This window comes from Peribacillus sp. NPDC006672 (assembly GCF_050274955.1).
In the GTDB taxonomy this organism is placed as follows: domain Bacteria; phylum Bacillota; class Bacilli; order Bacillales; family DSM-1321; genus Peribacillus.
In genome coordinates this window covers 226,544-244,595 of the sequence record NZ_JBNNOR010000001.1, presented here as the reverse complement: position 1 = coordinate 244,595, position 18,052 = coordinate 226,544, and the positions used below count along the sequence as shown (strand labels likewise).

Below are 18,052 nucleotides of genomic sequence, written 5' to 3'. Positions count from 1 at the left end.
CAAACAATTAATACTTTTGCAAGCTTCTCCACAGGTTTCTCCCTCTCATGAAGGGCATTAAGAAATTCCGGCGCCGATGACAAAAGATAATGCGATTGAAATAATCATCGATAGGAATCCAACTGCCCGATTATCTTTTTGTATCTCTTCATCTATTTTAAATCTAGGGGTCATAAATTCAAAAATGAAATAACCGATCAACAGAAGGACAAATCCGTATACGCCCCAGCCAATCATGGTAAGAAGCGAATCCTGATGGAGGATGGACTGTTGGAATACATAGGCGATCCCAAATATTTTACCACCAGTTGCCATCGCGACAGAAAGGTTTCCCTGTTTGATTTCCTCCCAGTTCTTGTACTTTGTGACAAGTTCAAAAATGGCTAAAAAAACAATCATGCACAGAATAACGACACTGTAACGAGCAGCTATATATACATATTCATTTTCCCACATGTTCTCCATGGTCCAACTCCCGAATGGTAACTAGCCACCCGGCTTGGCAGGTTAGCCGGAATGACCACTTTCCTTTATTTAAATTCTACCACCGTAACACCTGTTCCGCCTTCACCGGCTTCACCGAAGCGAATCCTTTTGACGGAGCGGTGATTCTTCAAGTATTCCTGAACACCGGACCGGAGAGCACCCGTTCCTTTACCATGAATGATGGAGACACTCGAATAACCGGCCAAAAGGGCATCATCAACGTACTTTTCCACTCTTGATATTGCATTTTCAAAGCGTTCACCACGCAGGTCAAGTTCCACGCTAACGTGATAATCCCGTCCTTTTATCGTGGTAAGCGGTTTTGTTTCTTTTACTTTCGTTGCCTTGATGAATTCTAGGTCAGACTCCTTCACCTTCATCTTCATGATGCCGATCTGAACCTGCCATTCATTATTTGAGACCTTCTCGATCAAGTGACCTTTTTGACCAAAGCTTACGACCTTCACTTCATCTCCAGGCTTCAGGCTTTTATCCAGCGGCCTCGCCGCTTTATTTGATGTTTTTTTCACTTTTGGCGTCGCGTCTTCAAGCCGTTTTTTTGCATCGATCAGTTCATGCTCTTTAACATCGGCATGCTTTTCCAGACGCAGTTTACGTAAGTCGGCAATAATCGCTTCCGCTTCTTTTTGTGCATTTTCAACGATTGCCGCTGCCTCTTTTGCAGCCTTTTCGACCATGGCATCCCGTTCTTCATGGTATTCACCAATTTGCTTTTGAAGGTCTTTATGAAGATCTTCAGCCTGTTTCAGGTGATCCGCTGCTTCCCGTTCCTCTTCTTCAGCCTTCTTGCGGCTGTCTTCAAGGGACGCTATCATATTCTCAACTTTATTCGTATCCTCACCAATGTGGCTGCGGGCGCTGCTTATCACGCTTTCTTCCAAACCAAGGCGCTTGGAAATTTCAAATGCATTACTCCGTCCCGGTACACCGATCAAAAGTTTATAGGTAGGACTTAAGGTTTCCACATTAAATTCAACGCTTGCATTAATGACGCCTTCCCGATCATATCCGTACGCTTTTAATTCTGGGTAATGTGTCGTTGCAATCACACGTGCTCCGCGCTTATACACTTCATCCAAGATTGAAATGGCTAAAGCGGCACCTTCCTGAGGGTCGGTTCCCGCACCAAGCTCATCGAATAAAACAAGGCTGTCATAATCGACATTCTTTAGGATATCGACAATATTGACCATATGCGAAGAGAATGTACTTAAGCTTTGTTCAATCGACTGTTCGTCGCCAATATCGGCATAAACAGAGGAAAACACAGCCGTTTCGGAACCATCCAGCGCAGGGATTTGCAGACCGGACTGGGCCATTAAGGTACAGAGGCCAATTGTTTTCAGTGTAACCGTTTTACCTCCTGTATTGGGACCAGTAATGACGATTGTCGTAAATTCATCACCAAGGAAAATGTCATTGGCCACGACTACATCACTCGGAATGAGCGGGTGTTTCGCTTTGAATAATTTCACGCGTCCCTCATTATTCAGAATCGGTTTGGATCCTTTTATCGCTTTTGCATACTTTGCCTTGGCGACAAGGAAATCGATTTGTGCAAGCACTTTGACATTATGAAGCAATTCTGGGGTGAACGCACCGACTTTTTCCGATAGTTCGACCAATATCCGTTCTATTTCCTGTGTTTCCTTCACTCGGGTTTCCTGCAGGACATTATTCAGTTGAACGATAGCTTGCGGTTCAATGAACAGCGTCTGCCCAGATGAGGATTGATCATGAATGATCCCTCCATACACACTGCGGTATTCCTGTTTTACCGGGATGACAAAACGGTCATTCCTGATGGTGATGATCGCATCCGATAACATTTTTGATGCGTTGGAAGAACGGATCATGCTTTCTAGTTTTTCCCTGACACGGCTTTCGTTCGTCCGAATTTGGTTTCTTAGGGTACGAAGCTTATCGCTGGCAGAATCCATCACTTCGCCATGTTCACTTACTGCATACGTAATTTCCTGTTGCAAATCAATCAATGGATGAAGGGAATCGATATATTCCGCTAAAAGCGGAACATCAATTTCCTGCTCTGCGAGTTCATCGAAGAAACGGCTCAGGATCCTGCCGGCACGAATCGTACTCGCGAGTTCCATCAATTCCATCGGCGAGAGCATTCCGCCAATCTGTGCCCTTTTTGCATGCGGACGGATATCAAAAATCCCGCCCAACGGCAAGTTACCTTTCAGCCGGACGATTTTGGCTGACTCATCTGTTTCTTCCTGCCATCTCGACACCTCTTCAAAATCAGTGGAAGGCATCAAATGCTGTGCCTTCTCTTTTCCTATGGAAGAGGAGGCGTGTGAGACTAATTGTTCTTTTATTTTATGAAATTCCAATGTCTTTAAAGCTTTATTATGCATGGAGTTAAAGCTCCTCCTTATTTATGGGCAAATAGTTAATCATTTCTCTTTAAAAACGCTAATAATCCATCCTTATCCCTTGCATTAAGGACCGTTGATTCTTTAATCCAGCCCTTTTTGGCCGCCGAGACCCCAACAGGCATATGTTCAAGCATATCAATGCTGTGGGCATCGGTATTGATTACGATCGGAACGCCTGCTTCCTGTGCCTTGCGGAGATGGGGTGGCGCTAAATCTAATCGGTTCGGATTCGCATTCAATTCCAATGCGGTATTCGTCTCGCGTGCCAGTTCGATCAGCATCTCTATATCAACATCATATCCGGTGCGTCTGCCGATAATCCTTCCCGTTGGATGGGCTATGATATCGACATGCGGATTATTCAGAGCCGTTTTTAAGCGCTCCATGATCGTTTCTCTAGGCTGTGAAAAGCTTGAGTGGATCGATGCGATCACCAAATCCATCTCTGCGAGCAGCTCATCTTCATAATCAAGTGTCCCATCAGGAAGTATATCCATTTCAATCCCTGAAAGAACGGTAAAGTCATCATATTTTTCATTCAGTTCATGGATGATCCGTTTTTGTTCACGTAAACGTTCCACGGTCAAGCCGTTCGCCACTTTCAGATATTGCGAATGATCGGTGATGGCCATATATGAATACCCTTTTGCACGGCATGCTTCAATCATTTCTTCAATCGTATGAGCCCCGTCACTCCATGTAGTATGCATATGCAAGTCACCTTTGATGGCCTCTAAAGATATGAGAGCTTCCTTAGCATCATAATGCTCCACTTCCGTTCCGTCTTCACGCAGTTCTGGCGGAATGAAAGGAAGGCCAAAATGATTATAAAATTGTTCTTCCGTTTCAAACGTCAATACATCACCGGTTTCAGCCACTTCCACCCCATATTCGCTGATTTTCTCTCCGCGATCTTTAGCAAGCTGGCGCATCCGCACATTGTGATCCTTCGAACCTGTAAAATGATGGAGCGTCGTGATGAATTCCTTATCCTTGACGATTCGGAAATCAACAGAAATATCGTATTCATAATCAAGCACGACCGATACTTTTGTTTCACCGGCCGCAATCACCTGCTTTATTCCCGTTAATGCAAGCAGTTGATCCTTAACTTCTTCCGGATGATCTGTCGAGATGATGAAATCGAGGTCCTTGATCGTTTCCCTCAAACGCCGGATGCTGCCGGCTCTGGAAGAACGAATTATGTATCCCATGTTAGCAAGAGCCGTTTCAATATCATCCGCAATCGGCCTCATAAAGGCAAGGGGCAGCCGGTCAGGCCTTGAACCTGCCTCGGCAATTGCAGACAGGATCTTCTCTTCCGTTTTTTTGCCGAAACCTGCAAGCGCCGCGACCCTGCCCTCTTCACAGGCTATTTTAAGATCATTCACATCATTGACATGCAGCTCTTTATGAAGTTTGGCAATTTTCTTCCCGCCCAAACCTTGAAGCTGCAAGAGCGGAATCAACCCTTTCGGCACCTGCTCCTGCAGCTCTTCAAGTACGGTCGATTTCCCCACATTTATATACTCTTCGATGACGGAGGCCGTTCCTTTCCCGATTCCATTTAAAGCGGTAAAGTCTTCGATAGCAGTGAGGCTCCGATCATCTGTTTCCAAGGCGCCTGCTGCCTTTCGGAAAGCTGAAACCTTGAACGGGTTCTCTCCTTTTAATTCCATATATATTGCTATTTTTTCTAATAATTTAATGATATCTTTTTTATTCATTGTCATTTAATTCACCGCCGAAAAAATTAATAGGATGTCCCATGTTTACTTTCTTAAAGATACCTTTCTTGGAGGTAAAGTACAAGCAGTCCGATTCTTAACTTCGAATCAATTAGGAGGAGGCTGCATTCAACTACATAAAAAGGGGCCTCCCCCGTTCAAAGTATAGGAATCTAGGACTTTGAGAAAGGGAGGCAGGCCCTCGTATACTGACATTAAGATTGTTTTTAATTCTTAAACCAAAGTTCTTTCACTTGCTCGGACAGGAACGGCGTATGCTTCACGATCGTTTCTGCAAGAAAAGATCCCGTTAATGGTTTCTGGATGGAATCCATTGGCAGCATGGCAGCTATATATAATATAATAAACATGATAAGATAGACTTCGATAAAACCCAATACCCCTCCACCCCAGCGATTCAGCTGTTTTAAAATCGGGAGGTGGGTAATGAAATTGAGCATAGATCCTATCATTTGCCAAAGAATCTTGGCAGCAAAGAAAATGATCGCAAAGGCAATCGCATTGTAATACGCCGTCTCAAGCCCGACTGTATCGAAAAACATATTAAGGGTCGAGGAATCACCCATCGTTGGAAACGGAATCCACAATTTCAAATTGGGAGCAAAATCTCCGTAAAATACATATGCGACGATGAAGGCTACTATGAACCCTGTCATATGAACCATTTGTAAAATGAAGCCACGCTTTAAACCGATTAATAAACCGATTAAAAGAATGGCCAGAATTGCTAAATCAAGCATGTACTCAGTCCTTCTCTCTCTTTAATTCCAGTTGAAGCTGGTCTAGTTCATCTTTTAATTTAATATATTCGTGGATGGCATTCACGGCCGTTAGTACCGCCAGCTTGCTTGTATCCAAATATGGATTTTTCATCCTGATCTCTCGCATTTTTTCGTCAACCATCGAAGCGACCAGGCGCATATGGCTTGCGCTTTCTGTACCGACGATTGTGTATGGTTGTCCGTATATATCAACTGTTGTTTTATTTCGTTTATCGTCTGACAAAATGATGCCCCCAATCTAAACAATCCTAATTCTATCATATCATGAAGTTTTTCGTCACGAAAGATAGTACAGCGTCATTTCTCGCTTAAAAATTGCAATAATTTGTCAAACAGAAACGACTTTAGGATGAAAATTACCTGAAAAATAAAATGATGTTAGGAGTTTACCCATTATGTCCCATGTTGTTTTAATTATCAGCCCTGAACAAATAAAGGTGATGAAATCCCATTATTCTTCATCCTTAGCCGCCAAACTGCCGCCGGGGAGCATCTTTTCCGCCAAACCGCCGCTATGTACGGTGACCGCCTATAAATCCGGCAAAGTACTCTTTCAAGGTAAGAATGCCGAAATAGAAGCAGTAAAATGGCAACAAGGTGCCACCGCTGCCGCTCCAAAGAAAAAAACGGCATCCTCTGCATCAGTCAACGTCCATCGATATTCACCACCTGCAAATATCGGAACCATGTCAGTGATTGGTTCCGATGAAGTAGGAACAGGGGATTATTTCGGCCCGATCACCGTTGTAGCCGTATATGCAAAAAAGGAGCAACTCGCCCTATTGAAGGAACTTGGTGTCCAGGATTCCAAAAACCTGAAAGATCCACAGATCATCGAAATTGCCAAACAGATTAAGGATGTGGTGCCATTCAGTCTGCTCACATGCGACAACCCGAAATATAATACGCTGCAGGCAAAGGGAATGTCACAAGGAAAAATGAAGGCCCTCCTGCATAACCAAGCAATCAAGCATCTCATGCAAAAAATCCACCCGGAACAAGCGGAAGCGGTCCTTATTGATCAATTCGCTCAACCAGATGTATTTTTCAATTACCTAAAAGGCCAAGAACTATTTCAAGCTAATGCCACCTATTTATGCACAAAAGCAGAAGGCATACACCTTGGAGTGGCAGCCGCTTCCATCCTGGCCCGTTATGCATTCGTCAAACGCTTTGATTTGCTAAGTGAAAAAGCCGGATTCAAAATCCCTAAAGGTGCCGGCTTTGCAGTCGATGAAGCGGCTGCAAGATTGATTCATGAAAAAGGAATCGATTCATTGCACGAATTCACGAAAATCCACTTCGCCAATACAGAAAAAGCGAAGCGATTATATCAACAGAAATATCATAAATAAGGGAACAGCCGCTTTTTATCGGTAATATTGATGAAAAACACGTTTTACTCGTGAATTTACACCATTTACTCGTGAGTTCGCATGCTTTACTCGTGAATTTACACCATTTACTCGTGAGTTCGCATGCTTTACTCGTGAATTTATACCATTTACTCGTGAGTTCGCATGCTTTACTCGTGAATTTACTCCATTTACTCGTGAGTTCACACGCTTTACTCGTGAATTTATACCATTTACTCGTGAGTTCGCATGCTTTACTCGTGAATTTACTCCATTTACTCGTGAGTTCATAAAAAGACAGCTTCCCAAGATTCAGGGAGCTGTCTTTTTGGTTTTATCCTCTTAGTTCTGCGCCAGCTTTTTCTTTAACGGCAGCAAGTACTTTATCATGTGCTTTTGTAATATCCTCGTCCATTAATGTGCGTTCCGGATCGAAGTATTTCAGTGAGTAGGCAACGGATTTCTTGCCTTCCTCCATTTTTTCACCTTCGTATAAGTCGAAGATGCTTACTTCTTTCAGCAGTTTGCCACCGGCTTCTTCAATAATATCCTGAATGTCCCCGGCTTTCGTAGCTTGATCCACAACGAGCGCGATATCGCGTGTGGTTGATGGATAGCGCGGAATGGTTTGGTATGCAATCGGCGCGACTTCGGCTTCGGCCAATGCTTTTAAGGAAAGTTCGAAAATGTATGTTTCTTTAATATCCAAGTCTTTTTGGACAGTTGGATGCACTTGGCCGATAAAGCCAATCACATCACCATTCAACAGTACTTCCGCTGTCCGTCCTGGATGCATGTCGTTAATTTCCGCTTGGCGGTAACTGATTTGATCAGCTAATCCAAGTGTATCGAATAATGCTTCGATCACGCCTTTGGCTACAAAGAAATCCACTGGTTTCTTTTCACCTTGCCATAGATGTGACTCCCATAGGCCGGTGATTGCTCCAGCAATATGTTCTTTTTCTTCAGGCAGTTCTTGTTCGTCCTGCTTAAAGAATACTGAACCGATTTCATATAAAGCAAGTGAATCAAGTTGGCGGGCATTGTTATATTTCACGACTTCCAGCAATTGAGGTACGATGCTCAAACGCAACTGGCTTCGTTCTTCACTCATCGGCATTGCTAAGCGAATGGATTCTCTTGCTTCCAATGCGAATTGGGACGCTTTTTCCTGGCTTGTCAGTGAATAGGACACCGCTTGATAAAGGCCTGCACCTTCAAGAGTACGGCGTGCTTTCCGCCGTTTAATTTGATAGTCAGTCAATTGCCCTGGAGTAGCAGAACCGATTGGCAGCGTAGCGGGAATGTTATCATATCCATATAAACGCGCAGCCTCTTCAACTAGATCAGCTTCAATAGTAATATCGCCACGGCGTGTAGGGACAGTGATTGTGAACGTTTCATTCTCAAGTTGCACGCTGAATTGCAGGCGTTTGAAGATGGACTCCACTTCAGTCACGCTCATGCTGGTTCCAAGTAGTGTGTTGATTTTTTCCAGTGTGATGCTAATGACCGCTGGTTCCATTGTCAATTCGTCAACTTCTGCCGTTCCTTGTAAGACTGTTCCGCCAGCATATTGTGCAATCAATTGTGCGGCACGTTCTCCAGCTTCACGAACACGGGCCGGATCGACACCTTTTTCAAAACGGGCACTTGCTTCACTGCGCAAGCCGTGGTCTTTTGAAGCTTTCCGAACTACTGTACCTGCAAAATATGCACTTTCAATAATGATGTTCGTTGTATCATTTTTCACTTCGGAATCCGCTCCGCCCATCACACCAGCAATCGCAACAGGCTCGCTGCCATTTGTGATCACTAAATGGTCAGGCGTCAAAGTCCGTTCCGCTTCATCCAATGTTACGATTTTTTCAGCATCCTTCGCTCTGCGGATGACGATTTCCTTTGAACCAAAGCGGTCATAATCAAAGGCATGTAGCGGTTGACCGTATTCAAGTAAAATGTAGTTCGTGATATCGACCACATTATTATGAGGCCGGATACCTGCAGACATTAGCCGAGTCTGCATCCAAAGCGGTGAGGGTCCGACCTTAACATCTTTGATGATTTTAGCAATGTATATCGGGTTATCTTCTTTGGCTTCCACTTTGACACTGATATAATCAGATGCTTTTTCAGCTGCCTCTTCTTTCTCGATAACCGGCCATTTCACTTCCCGGCCTAGAATGGCACCCACTTCATATGCAACACCAAGCATACTCAATGCGTCAGAACGATTTGGAGTCAGCCCAAGTTCCAGCACTTCATCACTTAAACCGAGTTCTTCCAATGCATCTTTCCCTACTTCCACATCATTAGGGAAGACGAAGATACCTGTTGCAAAGTCCTTGGACACAAGCTTGGATTCGAAGCCCAATTCTTGAAGCGAGCAAATCATTCCGTGCGATTCTTCTCCGCGAAGTTTCGCTTTCTTGATTTTGAAATTACCTGGAAGGACTGCGCCAACAGTAGCGACTGCGACTTTTTGGCCTTTATCGACATTCGGTGCTCCACAGATGATCTGAACGGGATTTTCGGCCCCGATATCAACTTGGCATTTATTCAATTTATCCGCATTTGGATGCTGTTCACGTTCTAAGACATGCCCGATGACGACCCCCTTTAGCCCTTCACTTTTCTTTTCCACCCCTTCAACCTCAATGCCGCTTTTCGTGATTTTGTCAGCTAGCTCCGTCGCATTGATGCCTGAAAGGTCAACATAATCTTGTAACCATTTATATGACACAAACATGGTAGGTCCTCCTTTTTAAAATAAAAATTTATGCTTCGTGATGGTTGAATTGTTTTAAGAATCGAACATCATTCGTATAGAAATGACGGATATCATCCACACCATACTTCAACATGGCAATCCGTTCGACGCCCATTCCAAATGCGAATCCAGAGTATTTCTTGGAATCGAAGCCAGCCATCTCAAGGACGTTCGGATGAACGATCCCAGCGCCAAGCACTTCGATCCAGCCTGTTTGTTTACAAACGCTGCAGCCTTTACCGCCGCAGATTTTACAAGAAATATCCACTTCGACGGAAGGCTCCGTAAATGGGAAGAAACTTGGACGAAGACGGATTTCACGGTCTTGCCCGAATACTTTTTTCGCAAATACGTCAAGAGTCCCCTTCAGGTCGCTCATGCTGATGTTCTCATCGATGACCAAGCCCTCAATTTGCTGGAATTGATGGGAGTGTGTCGCATCATCGTTATCACGGCGATATACTTTTCCTGGGCAGATGATTTTAACAGGGCCTTGACCTTTATGTTTTTCCATCGTTCTAGCTTGAACAGGTGAAGTGTGCGTACGCATCAGGATTTCATCCGTGATGTAGAAAGAGTCCTGCATATCACGTGCCGGATGGCTTTTTGGCAAGTTAAGTGCCTCGAAGTTGTAGTAGTCGCTTTCAACTTCGGGACCTTCTGCAACGGTATAACCCATTCCGATGAATAAGTCTTCGATTTCTTCCACGACACGTGTTAATGGGTGAAGATTCCCCTTGTTAACCGGACGTCCTGGGAGTGTTACGTCAATCGTTTCAGTTGCTAGCTTTGCATTGACTGCCGCAGTTTCAAGTGCTTTTTGTTTCTCCTCGATCTTTGTTGCAATCGCTTCCCGAACATCATTGGCTAGTGCCCCGATCTTCGGACGTTCTTCGGCTGATAATTTACCCATGCCGCGCAATACCTCAGTGATTGGCCCTTTTTTCCCTAAATAAGCAACACGGACTTCATTCAGTTCCTTTAATTCGGAAGCGGCGGCAACTTTTTGCAACGCTTCTTCCTGCAGTTCTAGTAAACGTTCCTGCATCTTGTCTTCCTCCTTTATTTTCCTTTTGTAAAAATGAACACAAAAAAAACCTAATCCCTAAAGGGACGAGGTTTATGTATCGCGGTACCACCCTTATTAGTGCACGAACAAATAAACGTCTGCACTCACTTCATTAAAAATAACGGCTCTTCACCGGAACATTTTTCGGACAATCTGTCTTCCCAATGCCAACTCGAAAGGTGAATTCCCTTAAGGTGCCATAAAAATGCTTTCAGTCAAGGCATTTTTTCCCTGGATATGGATAACTTAAGTTACTACTCTTTGTCATCGTTGTTTCAATATAAAATTCTGTTTTATTATATTATAATTCCACGGCCGTTTCAAATCGATTTTCGTAAATGGTACATTAAAATCCCGGCAGCGATCCCCACATTCAGTGATTCGCTTTTTCCGTAGATGGGAATATAAAGGTTTTTAGTCGTTTTCTTTAGTAATTCCTTAGACACTCCTTGACCTTCATTGCCAACCAGCAGGGCAAAACGTGAAGACTTTTCCACTTCTTCAAATGGGGATGCGCCTTCTAATGCCGTGCCATAAACCGGTGTGCCGACTTGCTTCAGCTCATCGATGATTTCTGAAAGGTTCCCTTTAATGACAGGCATATGGAATAGGCTCCCTTGCGTCGAACGGACCACTTTGGGATTATACAAGTCGGCACACCCTTCGCCAAGAATGACCGCATCGATTCCTGCCGCATCAGCTGTCCTGATCATCGTTCCAATATTCCCCGGATCCTGTACGGCATCGATCAACAATAGTTTATCCGGGTTAATGGACGTCATGTTCGTTAATTTCTGCTCACAAACCGCTGCGATTCCCTGTGGGGCTTCGGTATCGCAAATCGCTTTCATAATATCACTTTTCACATAAATGACTTCTGTACCTTCCAGCTTAAAATGGCCAGGCATTTCAGTTTCTTCATTTACGATCACTTCCATGACGATTTCTTCTTTTAAGGCTTCTTCAACTAGGTGAAAACCCTCGACTAAATATTTGCCTGTTTTATCGCGTTCTTTTTTCGTCAATAGCTTTTTCCATTGCTTCACTTGCGGATTTTTTACGGATTCAATATATTTCAAGGGTAAACGCTCCTTTAACTTCACACTGATTTTCCTATTATAACGCAATTCACATACATATTGCATGCCAGTTTGTGAAATGCTATTAATGTCAGTCATTATGTGTTAGAGGAGGAATAATTGTGAACTTAAACCTACGTAATGCGATCATCCAAAATGTAAGCGGAAATTCGCAAGATCAGCTGGAAGACACGATTGTCGATGCCATACAGAATGGCGAGGAAAAAATGCTTCCTGGCTTGGGCGTATTATTCGAGGTCATCTGGCAAAATTCATCAGAGCAGGAAAAACAGGAAATGATCACTACCCTCGAATCAGGACTAAAAAAATAACAGCCCTCTTAGGCTGTTATTTTTTTTGATTCGCTTACTTCTTTATCGGTACTTGGCCAGCCTTCAGTTCTTCGATGGAGACTTCTTCATCAAGCAGCAAGATGAACTTTTTTGCGCTCACTTCTTCAAGCATCGCTTTTGTCTCATCATAAGAATAGCCGTATTTCGTGAAAAAACTGCGTAAATCTCCAGATCCTTCATCTGTGAAGTAGTGGAAGATTCTTAAAAAAAGAGTGTCCTCCTTATCCTGATTGGCGATGATCAGGATATCCGTATGTTCATTTCCAAGCTGCACATCATTTTTTATATTAGCTGCTACTGTCATGTGGGTGCCAGTCACGCCTTTAGCTTTTAAGTTTTGAATTGCAGCAAGTAGTTCCGGATTAGAGTCAAAAACACCATATACGTTTTTTTCCATGTTTCTCCCCCTCCTTGTTACTCTACTTAAAATAAAATTCCAATGTCATTATACCTTGCGGCTTTATCAATAAACAAGCAAATAGTCCATTGGGGATTCCTAACTAATGAACGAGGGAACCCCTTGCCTAAAGGGTTTTTTCCAGTCATCAAAAATGTACAATGTGGCCGTTGATTTCCACTTCAGGCACTCGCTTTCCGCGGGCGATCGGCCCTCGGCTTGCGCCTGTGGGGTCTCCCCTAGACACGCTTTTCCCGCAGGAGTCTCGAACACCCGCTCCAATCAACTTTGTTTTAACAATTAGATAGAACCACTTTGGCCTATAGTCTTTTTTGTTTAGGTTATGGTTTCCCTGATAAAGTTCCTCACTTTTCAACGTTGGGGAAAAATTATGAGCGTCGCTTTAAAGATATAGACCTGTTTGAACATAATTGATAAAGAAGAAACCAAAGAGATTAAAGAACGTACAACGGACTTTGAAAATGTCTACTATGAATGAACAAACCAGCTTGCCTATTCGACTTAAAAAATTATCGATGCAGGCGATGCTTACTTTCTCTGCCATGAATGTAAAGAAGATGGCCAATTGGACATGGCAAGGTCCAAGAATGAAGCAAAATTCAATGGAAAATCAAAAGGGGTTCGGGAATGTTTTCATTCCGAACCCCTTTTGTCTACAAACTGTGACAGCCTTATGCAGGCTGTTATTTCGTCTTACAAATTATCGGTGTTAATTCGATTTTTGATGTATTCATCCTTCAAGCCTGTCTCCTGCTGACCATTTTTTACATTCGGGGTCACGGTCCGATCTCGTGCTCCTTGAGCATCCAGATCTTTTTTAGGGTCTGCATTATATTTTTCGATGGAGTTCCCCCTGATTTCCCTTTCTTGGGCTTGCTTCATATCCAGCTCTTCCTTTTCAAAGATGTTAGCAGAATTTCCGTGGAGTTCCTCGCTTCTTCCTGGCTGTGTTTCTACTTCCCTTGTTTGATATGCATTCGCTGTTGTTTCAGGAAAAAGGTTCGGGTCCGGATTGTTCACCACCCCTGTTTTAAGCGAATTTACTTCAGATATTCCGTCCGCATCCTTCATGCCGTTTGAAGTTACGCCATCTCGTTGTGATACGGTTTTCGATTCATCTAAAAGAATCAGGAATTTTCCGGCCGCAACTTCGTTTATATAAGCGTTGGCTTCACTATCGGAAAGCCCTAAGTCACCTAATCTGTTCCTTATATCTTCTGAGTCCTCGTTCAGGAAAAAGTGCTTCATCTTATCAATGAAGGAATCCTCGTCAGAATTAGTAACGACATCCACATCCGGCTTTTCATTGACAAAATCTAAATCTTCTTTCTTATCAGCCATTACGGTTATTTCACTTTCATGAACCCCTTTTTCCTGGAGGGATTGTATAGCTTGGATTACTTCTTTTTCCGTATTAAAAACACCATATAATGTTTTTTCCATGCATCTTCCTCCTCTGATCATTCCGATATTCCTTCTTATGTGTATTTATACCCTGATGGGCGTTATTTAAACAAAAAATGGCTCATTCAAAGGTTTGCCTCGCCCTAAGTTCGAACCTTTAACCAGGCTTTAAAATCAAAAAGAAACCTGCAGTTTAAAAACTGCAGGCCCTTTTCTTCACTCTTAGAAGCGGTCGATTTTTCGATCATTTGCCTTTTTTTCATTTACGATCGATTCATCTTTACTATCGAGCTGGATATCTTCCCTTCTAAGGGTATCCTGAACTTGTTCCGTTTCTTGTACAGCATGTTTCTTGATGACGATTTCATCTGTGACAACCGGTTTTTTCGAAACTTCCAATTTTTCTTCTACAACGGGGATACGTAATGTTTCCCCATCTCCAATGCTTCCAGTTTCCTGATTCGCTTCACGTCCTGAAACTGATCTATGCTCGACTGTCAATTCTTCGTGTTCAACAGGGACATTAATCGTTTTATGTTGTTCATTGACTTCTTTATTAATGACCACTTCGCCTGTCTGAACTCTTTCTTTGTCAATGTTCAGCTGTTCTTCCCTGAGCCGAAGCGTCCTTTCATCTTCAGGCAATTCACGGCCTTGCCCGTTCACTCCATATACATCATCTTTATTTAATGCATCGGCTTTTTCGGTACCTTTGTAAAGAGGGTTGGCAGAGTTTGTATCCAGCCTTGTACGGGCAGTGTCCGTTTTTCCAGGCGTGAATTTATCCCTTGTCGTTCCAAAGCGGCCTTCACTTTCATCGACAAGAACCAGGACTTTTCCGTTTTCTACATCAAAGACATGTTCAGCCGCTTCACTATTCGAAAGACCTGCGTTCGCCAATCTTGTTGAAAGGTCTGCCGTATCATCCGGCATGAAGAAGCGTGCCACCTTGTCCATAAATGATTCGTCGTTAGGAACTTTCGTCATTGTATGAACATCCGTTTCGCGTTGATGGTTCGTAAAATCCAAAGTTTCTTCCTTGTCTGCGACGACCGTAATATCGTCCCCTTCAAAGCCCTTAGCCTTTAGTACATTGATTGCTTGGATCACTTCTGCATTTGATTCATATACTCCATATACTGTTTTATTCATTTAATATTCCTCCTTAGGTTTTGTTGACTGGTTTTATATATAAACTCTACCCGCCATATACCTAAGTAAACGAGGAATCAATATTTCAATTATGTTATATCATTACAATTTGTTCTCAGCACAGAACGCTTTTTTAATTGAAATTCAGACTTTTCAAGGTTTTCCCCATTTATAAAAATGTAATGTTTAACCAAATACTGCTATTTCATTTTTTCTTTTCTTCTATTAAAGATCAACTGCCTCCATTAACAGGTCCACAATATGCACCGCTTTCGTGCATGCCCCCAAATTTTCCCTCTCAATCCCCAATTGCATTTGTAATAGACAGCCAGGGTTTGCCGTGACAACAATATCGGCCTTTGTCGATTTAGTGTGCACCATTTTAGAGTCGAGAATATTCATGGACATCTCTGATTCAACAATATTATAAATCCCTGCCGAGCCGCAGCAGCGATCCGCATCCTTCATTTCCCTGAAATCGATTCCTTCTATCGATTGAAGGAGAATTCGCGGAGCCACAGAGGTATTCATCACATTCCGTAAGTGACAGGAATCCTGAAAAGTTACTGATTGATCTGGCAGTTTCAGTCGAACTTTTTCCTGAAAACGCAAATCAACAAGGATCTCGCTGATATCTTTCAACTTATTTTTAAATCCGATTGCCCGGTCATGCCATTCCGGTTCATCTTGGAGCAAATGATCATAATCTATGAGAAAAGCTCCACAACCGCCGGCATTCGTAATAATATAATCCACTTCGTCCGTTTCAAAAGCTTCAATATTACGCTTGGCCAGTTGCTTTGCCCCTTCTTTTTCACCACTGTGCCCATGTAGCGCCCCGCAACAAGCCTGTGATTTCGGAATCACGATTTCACATCCAGCTAGCTGAAGAAGCTTTTGTGTGGCCTTGTTCGTTTCCAAAAACATCGTATCCATCAAACAGCCGGAAAAGAAAGCCACCTTTTTGAGTGGCGTACCGATTGCTGGCAGCTCGGTTGGCCTATTTTTCATTTCTGATTTTTTCGGGACTTTTGGCAGCACTTTTTCCATGGTTGCCAAATTATCCGGAAGCATGTTTAGGACCCCCGTTTTACGAGCCAGGTATTGCAGGCCTGATTTCTGATAGAAGCCAAGCAATCCCGTCATGGCTTGCATTCGCTCCTGATGCGGGAATAATCCACTAAAAACGGCCTTGCGAATCGTTTTTACAGGGAGACTGTGTTTTTTATTCTGATGGATGATATCCCTTGCTTCTTCAAGAAGATGTCCATATTTCACACCAGAAGGACAGACAGGCTCACATGCCCTGCAGCCGAGGCAAAGACTCAATGATCGTTCTACATCCTCATCGGGCTCAATCACACCATCTGCCACTGCTTTCATAAGTGCAATCCGGCCCCTTGGTGAATGGGATTCTTTCAGCCCCGATTCAATGTATGTCGGGCAATGGGGTAAGCAAAAGCCGCAGCGCATGCAATTCAACAATTCATCTTCATTCATTTTTTCCGCGAATTGAGTGGCAATAGTTTCCCTTTCCTGAACTGTCGTCATGAAGAAACCACCACCCTTTTCCTGGTTTCCTTGGCAAATACTTTGCCGGGATTCATGATGTTATTGGGATCGAAAGCTTGTTTAATCGCTCTCATGGCATCAATCCCTTCTTTCTTCAGCTTCCACTCAAGATAAGGGGCCTTCATCGCTCCTACACCATGTTCACCGGTAATTGTCCCGCCAAGGTCGATAGCCACGGCAAAAATGTCGGCAAAAGCTTGCTCCACTCTCTCCATTTCATCATGATCACGAGCGTCGGTAATGCAAGTTGGATGCAGGTTCCCATCCCCAGCATGACCGAAAGTGCAAATGTTCACGTTATGCTTGCTGGCAATTTCATTAATCGCTCTAACCATTTTGGCAATTTCCGACCGGGGAACGGTAGCATCTTCCAAAATGGTCGTCGGCTTGAGGCGTGCCAGTGCGGAAAGGGCTGTCCGCCTTGCCGTTTTCAAAGCAACTGCGTCAGATTCCGTTTCGGCAATTTCCACGGAAACTGCTTTTTCCCCTAGACAGATATCTGCCATCCTTTTCATATCACGTTCCACCACTTCAGGCGGACCATCCTGTTCAATCAGCAGGACCGCTTCCACATTGGTGGGCAAACCAATTTTCGCGAAGTCTTCAACCACGATCAAAGTCGGCTGATCAAGAAATTCCAGTGTGACAGGAATGATTTTATTTGAAATGATCTTAGCCACTGACTGGGCTGCAGCATCCAGATCTTGATATAGGGCAAGCATGGTCTTTGTCGTTTCCGGGATTGGAATCAGTTTTAAGATCGCTTCCGTAACGATGCCCAAGGTCCCCTCTGAGCCGACAAAAAGCTTCGTTAAGTCATATCCAGCTACATCTTTGGCAAGCTTGCCTCCCGTTCGAATGATATCCCCATTCGGAAGGACCACTTCAAGCCCAATGACATAATCACGGGTGACTCCGTACTTTAACCCTCGCAGTCCACCGGAGTTCTCATTAATGTTGCCGCCAATCGTGGAGATTTTCATCGAGCTTGGATCGGGCGGATAAAACAAGCCCCTCTCTTCAACTGCAGATATCAAGTCCAATGTGATGAGCCCAGGTTGTACGGTTGCCGTTAGGTTCTCTCCATCTATTTCTAGTAATGAATTCATTCGATTGAACAACAGGACAAGCCCCCCCTCTGTCGGGCAAGTGCCTCCGCTCAAATTCGTCCCCGATCCGCGTGGAATGATTGGAACATTGTATTCGTTGCAAACTTTGACGATGGCTGCGACTTCAGCTGTACAGCCAGGTTTAATGACAGCATCCGGCATCGCTTGAAACCCTGGTGTGGCATCATACGAATAGACAAGACATTCCACTTTCGAGTCATCGTAATTTTCCTGGCCAACGATGGCAAGAAGTAGTTGCTTAACCTGCTTTGTTAACATGTATATCCTCCTCATAAATAAAATGGAATTCGATATTTTTTATATGATTTAAGTAT

General features: G+C 43.6%; 16 protein-coding genes and 1 other annotated feature. Of the genes, 2 read left to right on the top strand and 14 right to left on the bottom strand.

All coding sequences use genetic code 11. The features are described 5' to 3' along the window. Positions 1–57 precede the first annotated feature (57 nt). From ACQKKK_RS01235 to zapA, 5 genes are all read right to left on the bottom strand, one after another. A complete protein-coding gene (locus ACQKKK_RS01235; protein WP_427613472.1) occupies positions 58–465 on the bottom strand; it encodes a DUF350 domain-containing protein in 408 nt (135 codons plus the stop codon). Positions 466–530: 65 nt separating this feature from the next. Further along, a complete protein-coding gene (locus ACQKKK_RS01230) occupies positions 531–2,885 on the bottom strand; it encodes an endonuclease MutS2 (protein ID WP_427613471.1) in 2,355 nt (784 codons plus the stop codon). 35 nt (positions 2,886–2,920) lie between these two features. Then, on the bottom strand, positions 2,921–4,639 hold the full coding sequence (gene polX / locus ACQKKK_RS01225; RefSeq protein ID WP_427613470.1) for a DNA polymerase/3'-5' exonuclease PolX: 1,719 nt from the start codon (positions 4,637–4,639) through the stop codon (positions 2,921–2,923). A 221-nt stretch (positions 4,640–4,860) separates the two neighbouring features. Continuing rightward, entirely contained in the window at positions 4,861–5,394 is a 534-nt protein-coding gene (locus ACQKKK_RS01220; RefSeq protein ID WP_427613468.1) for a CvpA family protein, read from the bottom strand. Positions 5,395–5,398: 4 nt separating this feature from the next. Then, positions 5,399–5,659: a cell division protein ZapA gene (zapA, locus tag ACQKKK_RS01215; protein ID WP_427613467.1), complete on the bottom strand. Its 261-nt coding sequence runs from the start codon at positions 5,657–5,659 to the stop codon at positions 5,399–5,401. Positions 5,660–5,831: 172 nt separating this feature from the next. On the opposite strand from zapA, the gene rnhC reads away from it, so the two are divergent. Continuing rightward, positions 5,832–6,791 carry a ribonuclease HIII gene (gene rnhC, locus ACQKKK_RS01210; RefSeq protein ID WP_427613466.1) on the top strand — a complete coding sequence of 320 codons (960 nt, stop codon included), beginning with the start codon at positions 5,832–5,834 and terminating at the stop codon, positions 6,789–6,791. Between the two features lie 15 nt (positions 6,792–6,806). Here the strand turns inward: rnhC and ACQKKK_RS01205 are convergent, their stop codons facing one another. The 4 genes from ACQKKK_RS01205 to ACQKKK_RS01190 form a co-directional block, all read right to left on the bottom strand. Beyond that, positions 6,807–7,082, bottom strand: coding sequence for an alanine-zipper protein (locus ACQKKK_RS01205; protein WP_427613464.1), 276 nt, complete (start codon positions 7,080–7,082; stop codon positions 6,807–6,809). A gap of 43 nt (positions 7,083–7,125) precedes the next feature. Continuing rightward, complete coding sequence (gene pheT / locus ACQKKK_RS01200) at positions 7,126–9,540, bottom strand: phenylalanine--tRNA ligase subunit beta (RefSeq protein WP_427613463.1); 2,415 nt, start codon at positions 9,538–9,540, stop codon at positions 7,126–7,128. 28 nt (positions 9,541–9,568) lie between these two features. Beyond that, positions 9,569–10,609: a phenylalanine--tRNA ligase subunit alpha gene (gene pheS, locus ACQKKK_RS01195; RefSeq protein WP_427613462.1), complete on the bottom strand. Its 1,041-nt coding sequence runs from the start codon at positions 10,607–10,609 to the stop codon at positions 9,569–9,571. 58 nt (positions 10,610–10,667) lie between these two features. Next, positions 10,668–10,907: a binding site (T-box leader), on the bottom strand. A 43-nt stretch (positions 10,908–10,950) separates the two neighbouring features. Beyond that, on the bottom strand, positions 10,951–11,709 hold the full coding sequence (locus tag ACQKKK_RS01190; protein ID WP_427613461.1) for a TrmH family RNA methyltransferase: 759 nt from the start codon (positions 11,707–11,709) through the stop codon (positions 10,951–10,953). Between the two features lie 122 nt (positions 11,710–11,831). Between ACQKKK_RS01190 and sspI the strand changes: the two genes are divergently transcribed. Beyond that, positions 11,832–12,041 (top strand): small acid-soluble spore protein SspI, encoded by a 210-nt coding sequence (sspI, locus tag ACQKKK_RS01185; RefSeq protein ID WP_427586021.1) that lies wholly within the window; start codon positions 11,832–11,834, stop codon positions 12,039–12,041. A 34-nt stretch (positions 12,042–12,075) separates the two neighbouring features. Here the strand turns inward: sspI and ACQKKK_RS01180 are convergent, their stop codons facing one another. The 5 genes from ACQKKK_RS01180 to glcD form a co-directional block, all read right to left on the bottom strand. Then, positions 12,076–12,459: a general stress protein gene (locus ACQKKK_RS01180; RefSeq protein WP_427613460.1), complete on the bottom strand. Its 384-nt coding sequence runs from the start codon at positions 12,457–12,459 to the stop codon at positions 12,076–12,078. 714 nt (positions 12,460–13,173) lie between these two features. After that, positions 13,174–13,923 (bottom strand): general stress protein, encoded by a 750-nt coding sequence (locus ACQKKK_RS01175; protein WP_427613458.1) that lies wholly within the window; start codon positions 13,921–13,923, stop codon positions 13,174–13,176. A 183-nt stretch (positions 13,924–14,106) separates the two neighbouring features. Next, complete coding sequence (locus ACQKKK_RS01170; RefSeq protein WP_427613457.1) at positions 14,107–15,036, bottom strand: YsnF/AvaK domain-containing protein; 930 nt, start codon at positions 15,034–15,036, stop codon at positions 14,107–14,109. Positions 15,037–15,261: 225 nt separating this feature from the next. Next, entirely contained in the window at positions 15,262–16,587 is a 1,326-nt protein-coding gene (locus ACQKKK_RS01165) for a (Fe-S)-binding protein (protein ID WP_427613455.1), read from the bottom strand. After that, entirely contained in the window at positions 16,584–17,996 is a 1,413-nt protein-coding gene (gene glcD, locus ACQKKK_RS01160) for a glycolate oxidase subunit GlcD (RefSeq protein ID WP_427613453.1), read from the bottom strand. The genes ACQKKK_RS01165 and glcD overlap by 4 nt, the downstream gene beginning before the upstream one ends. Positions 17,997–18,052 lie beyond the last annotated feature (56 nt).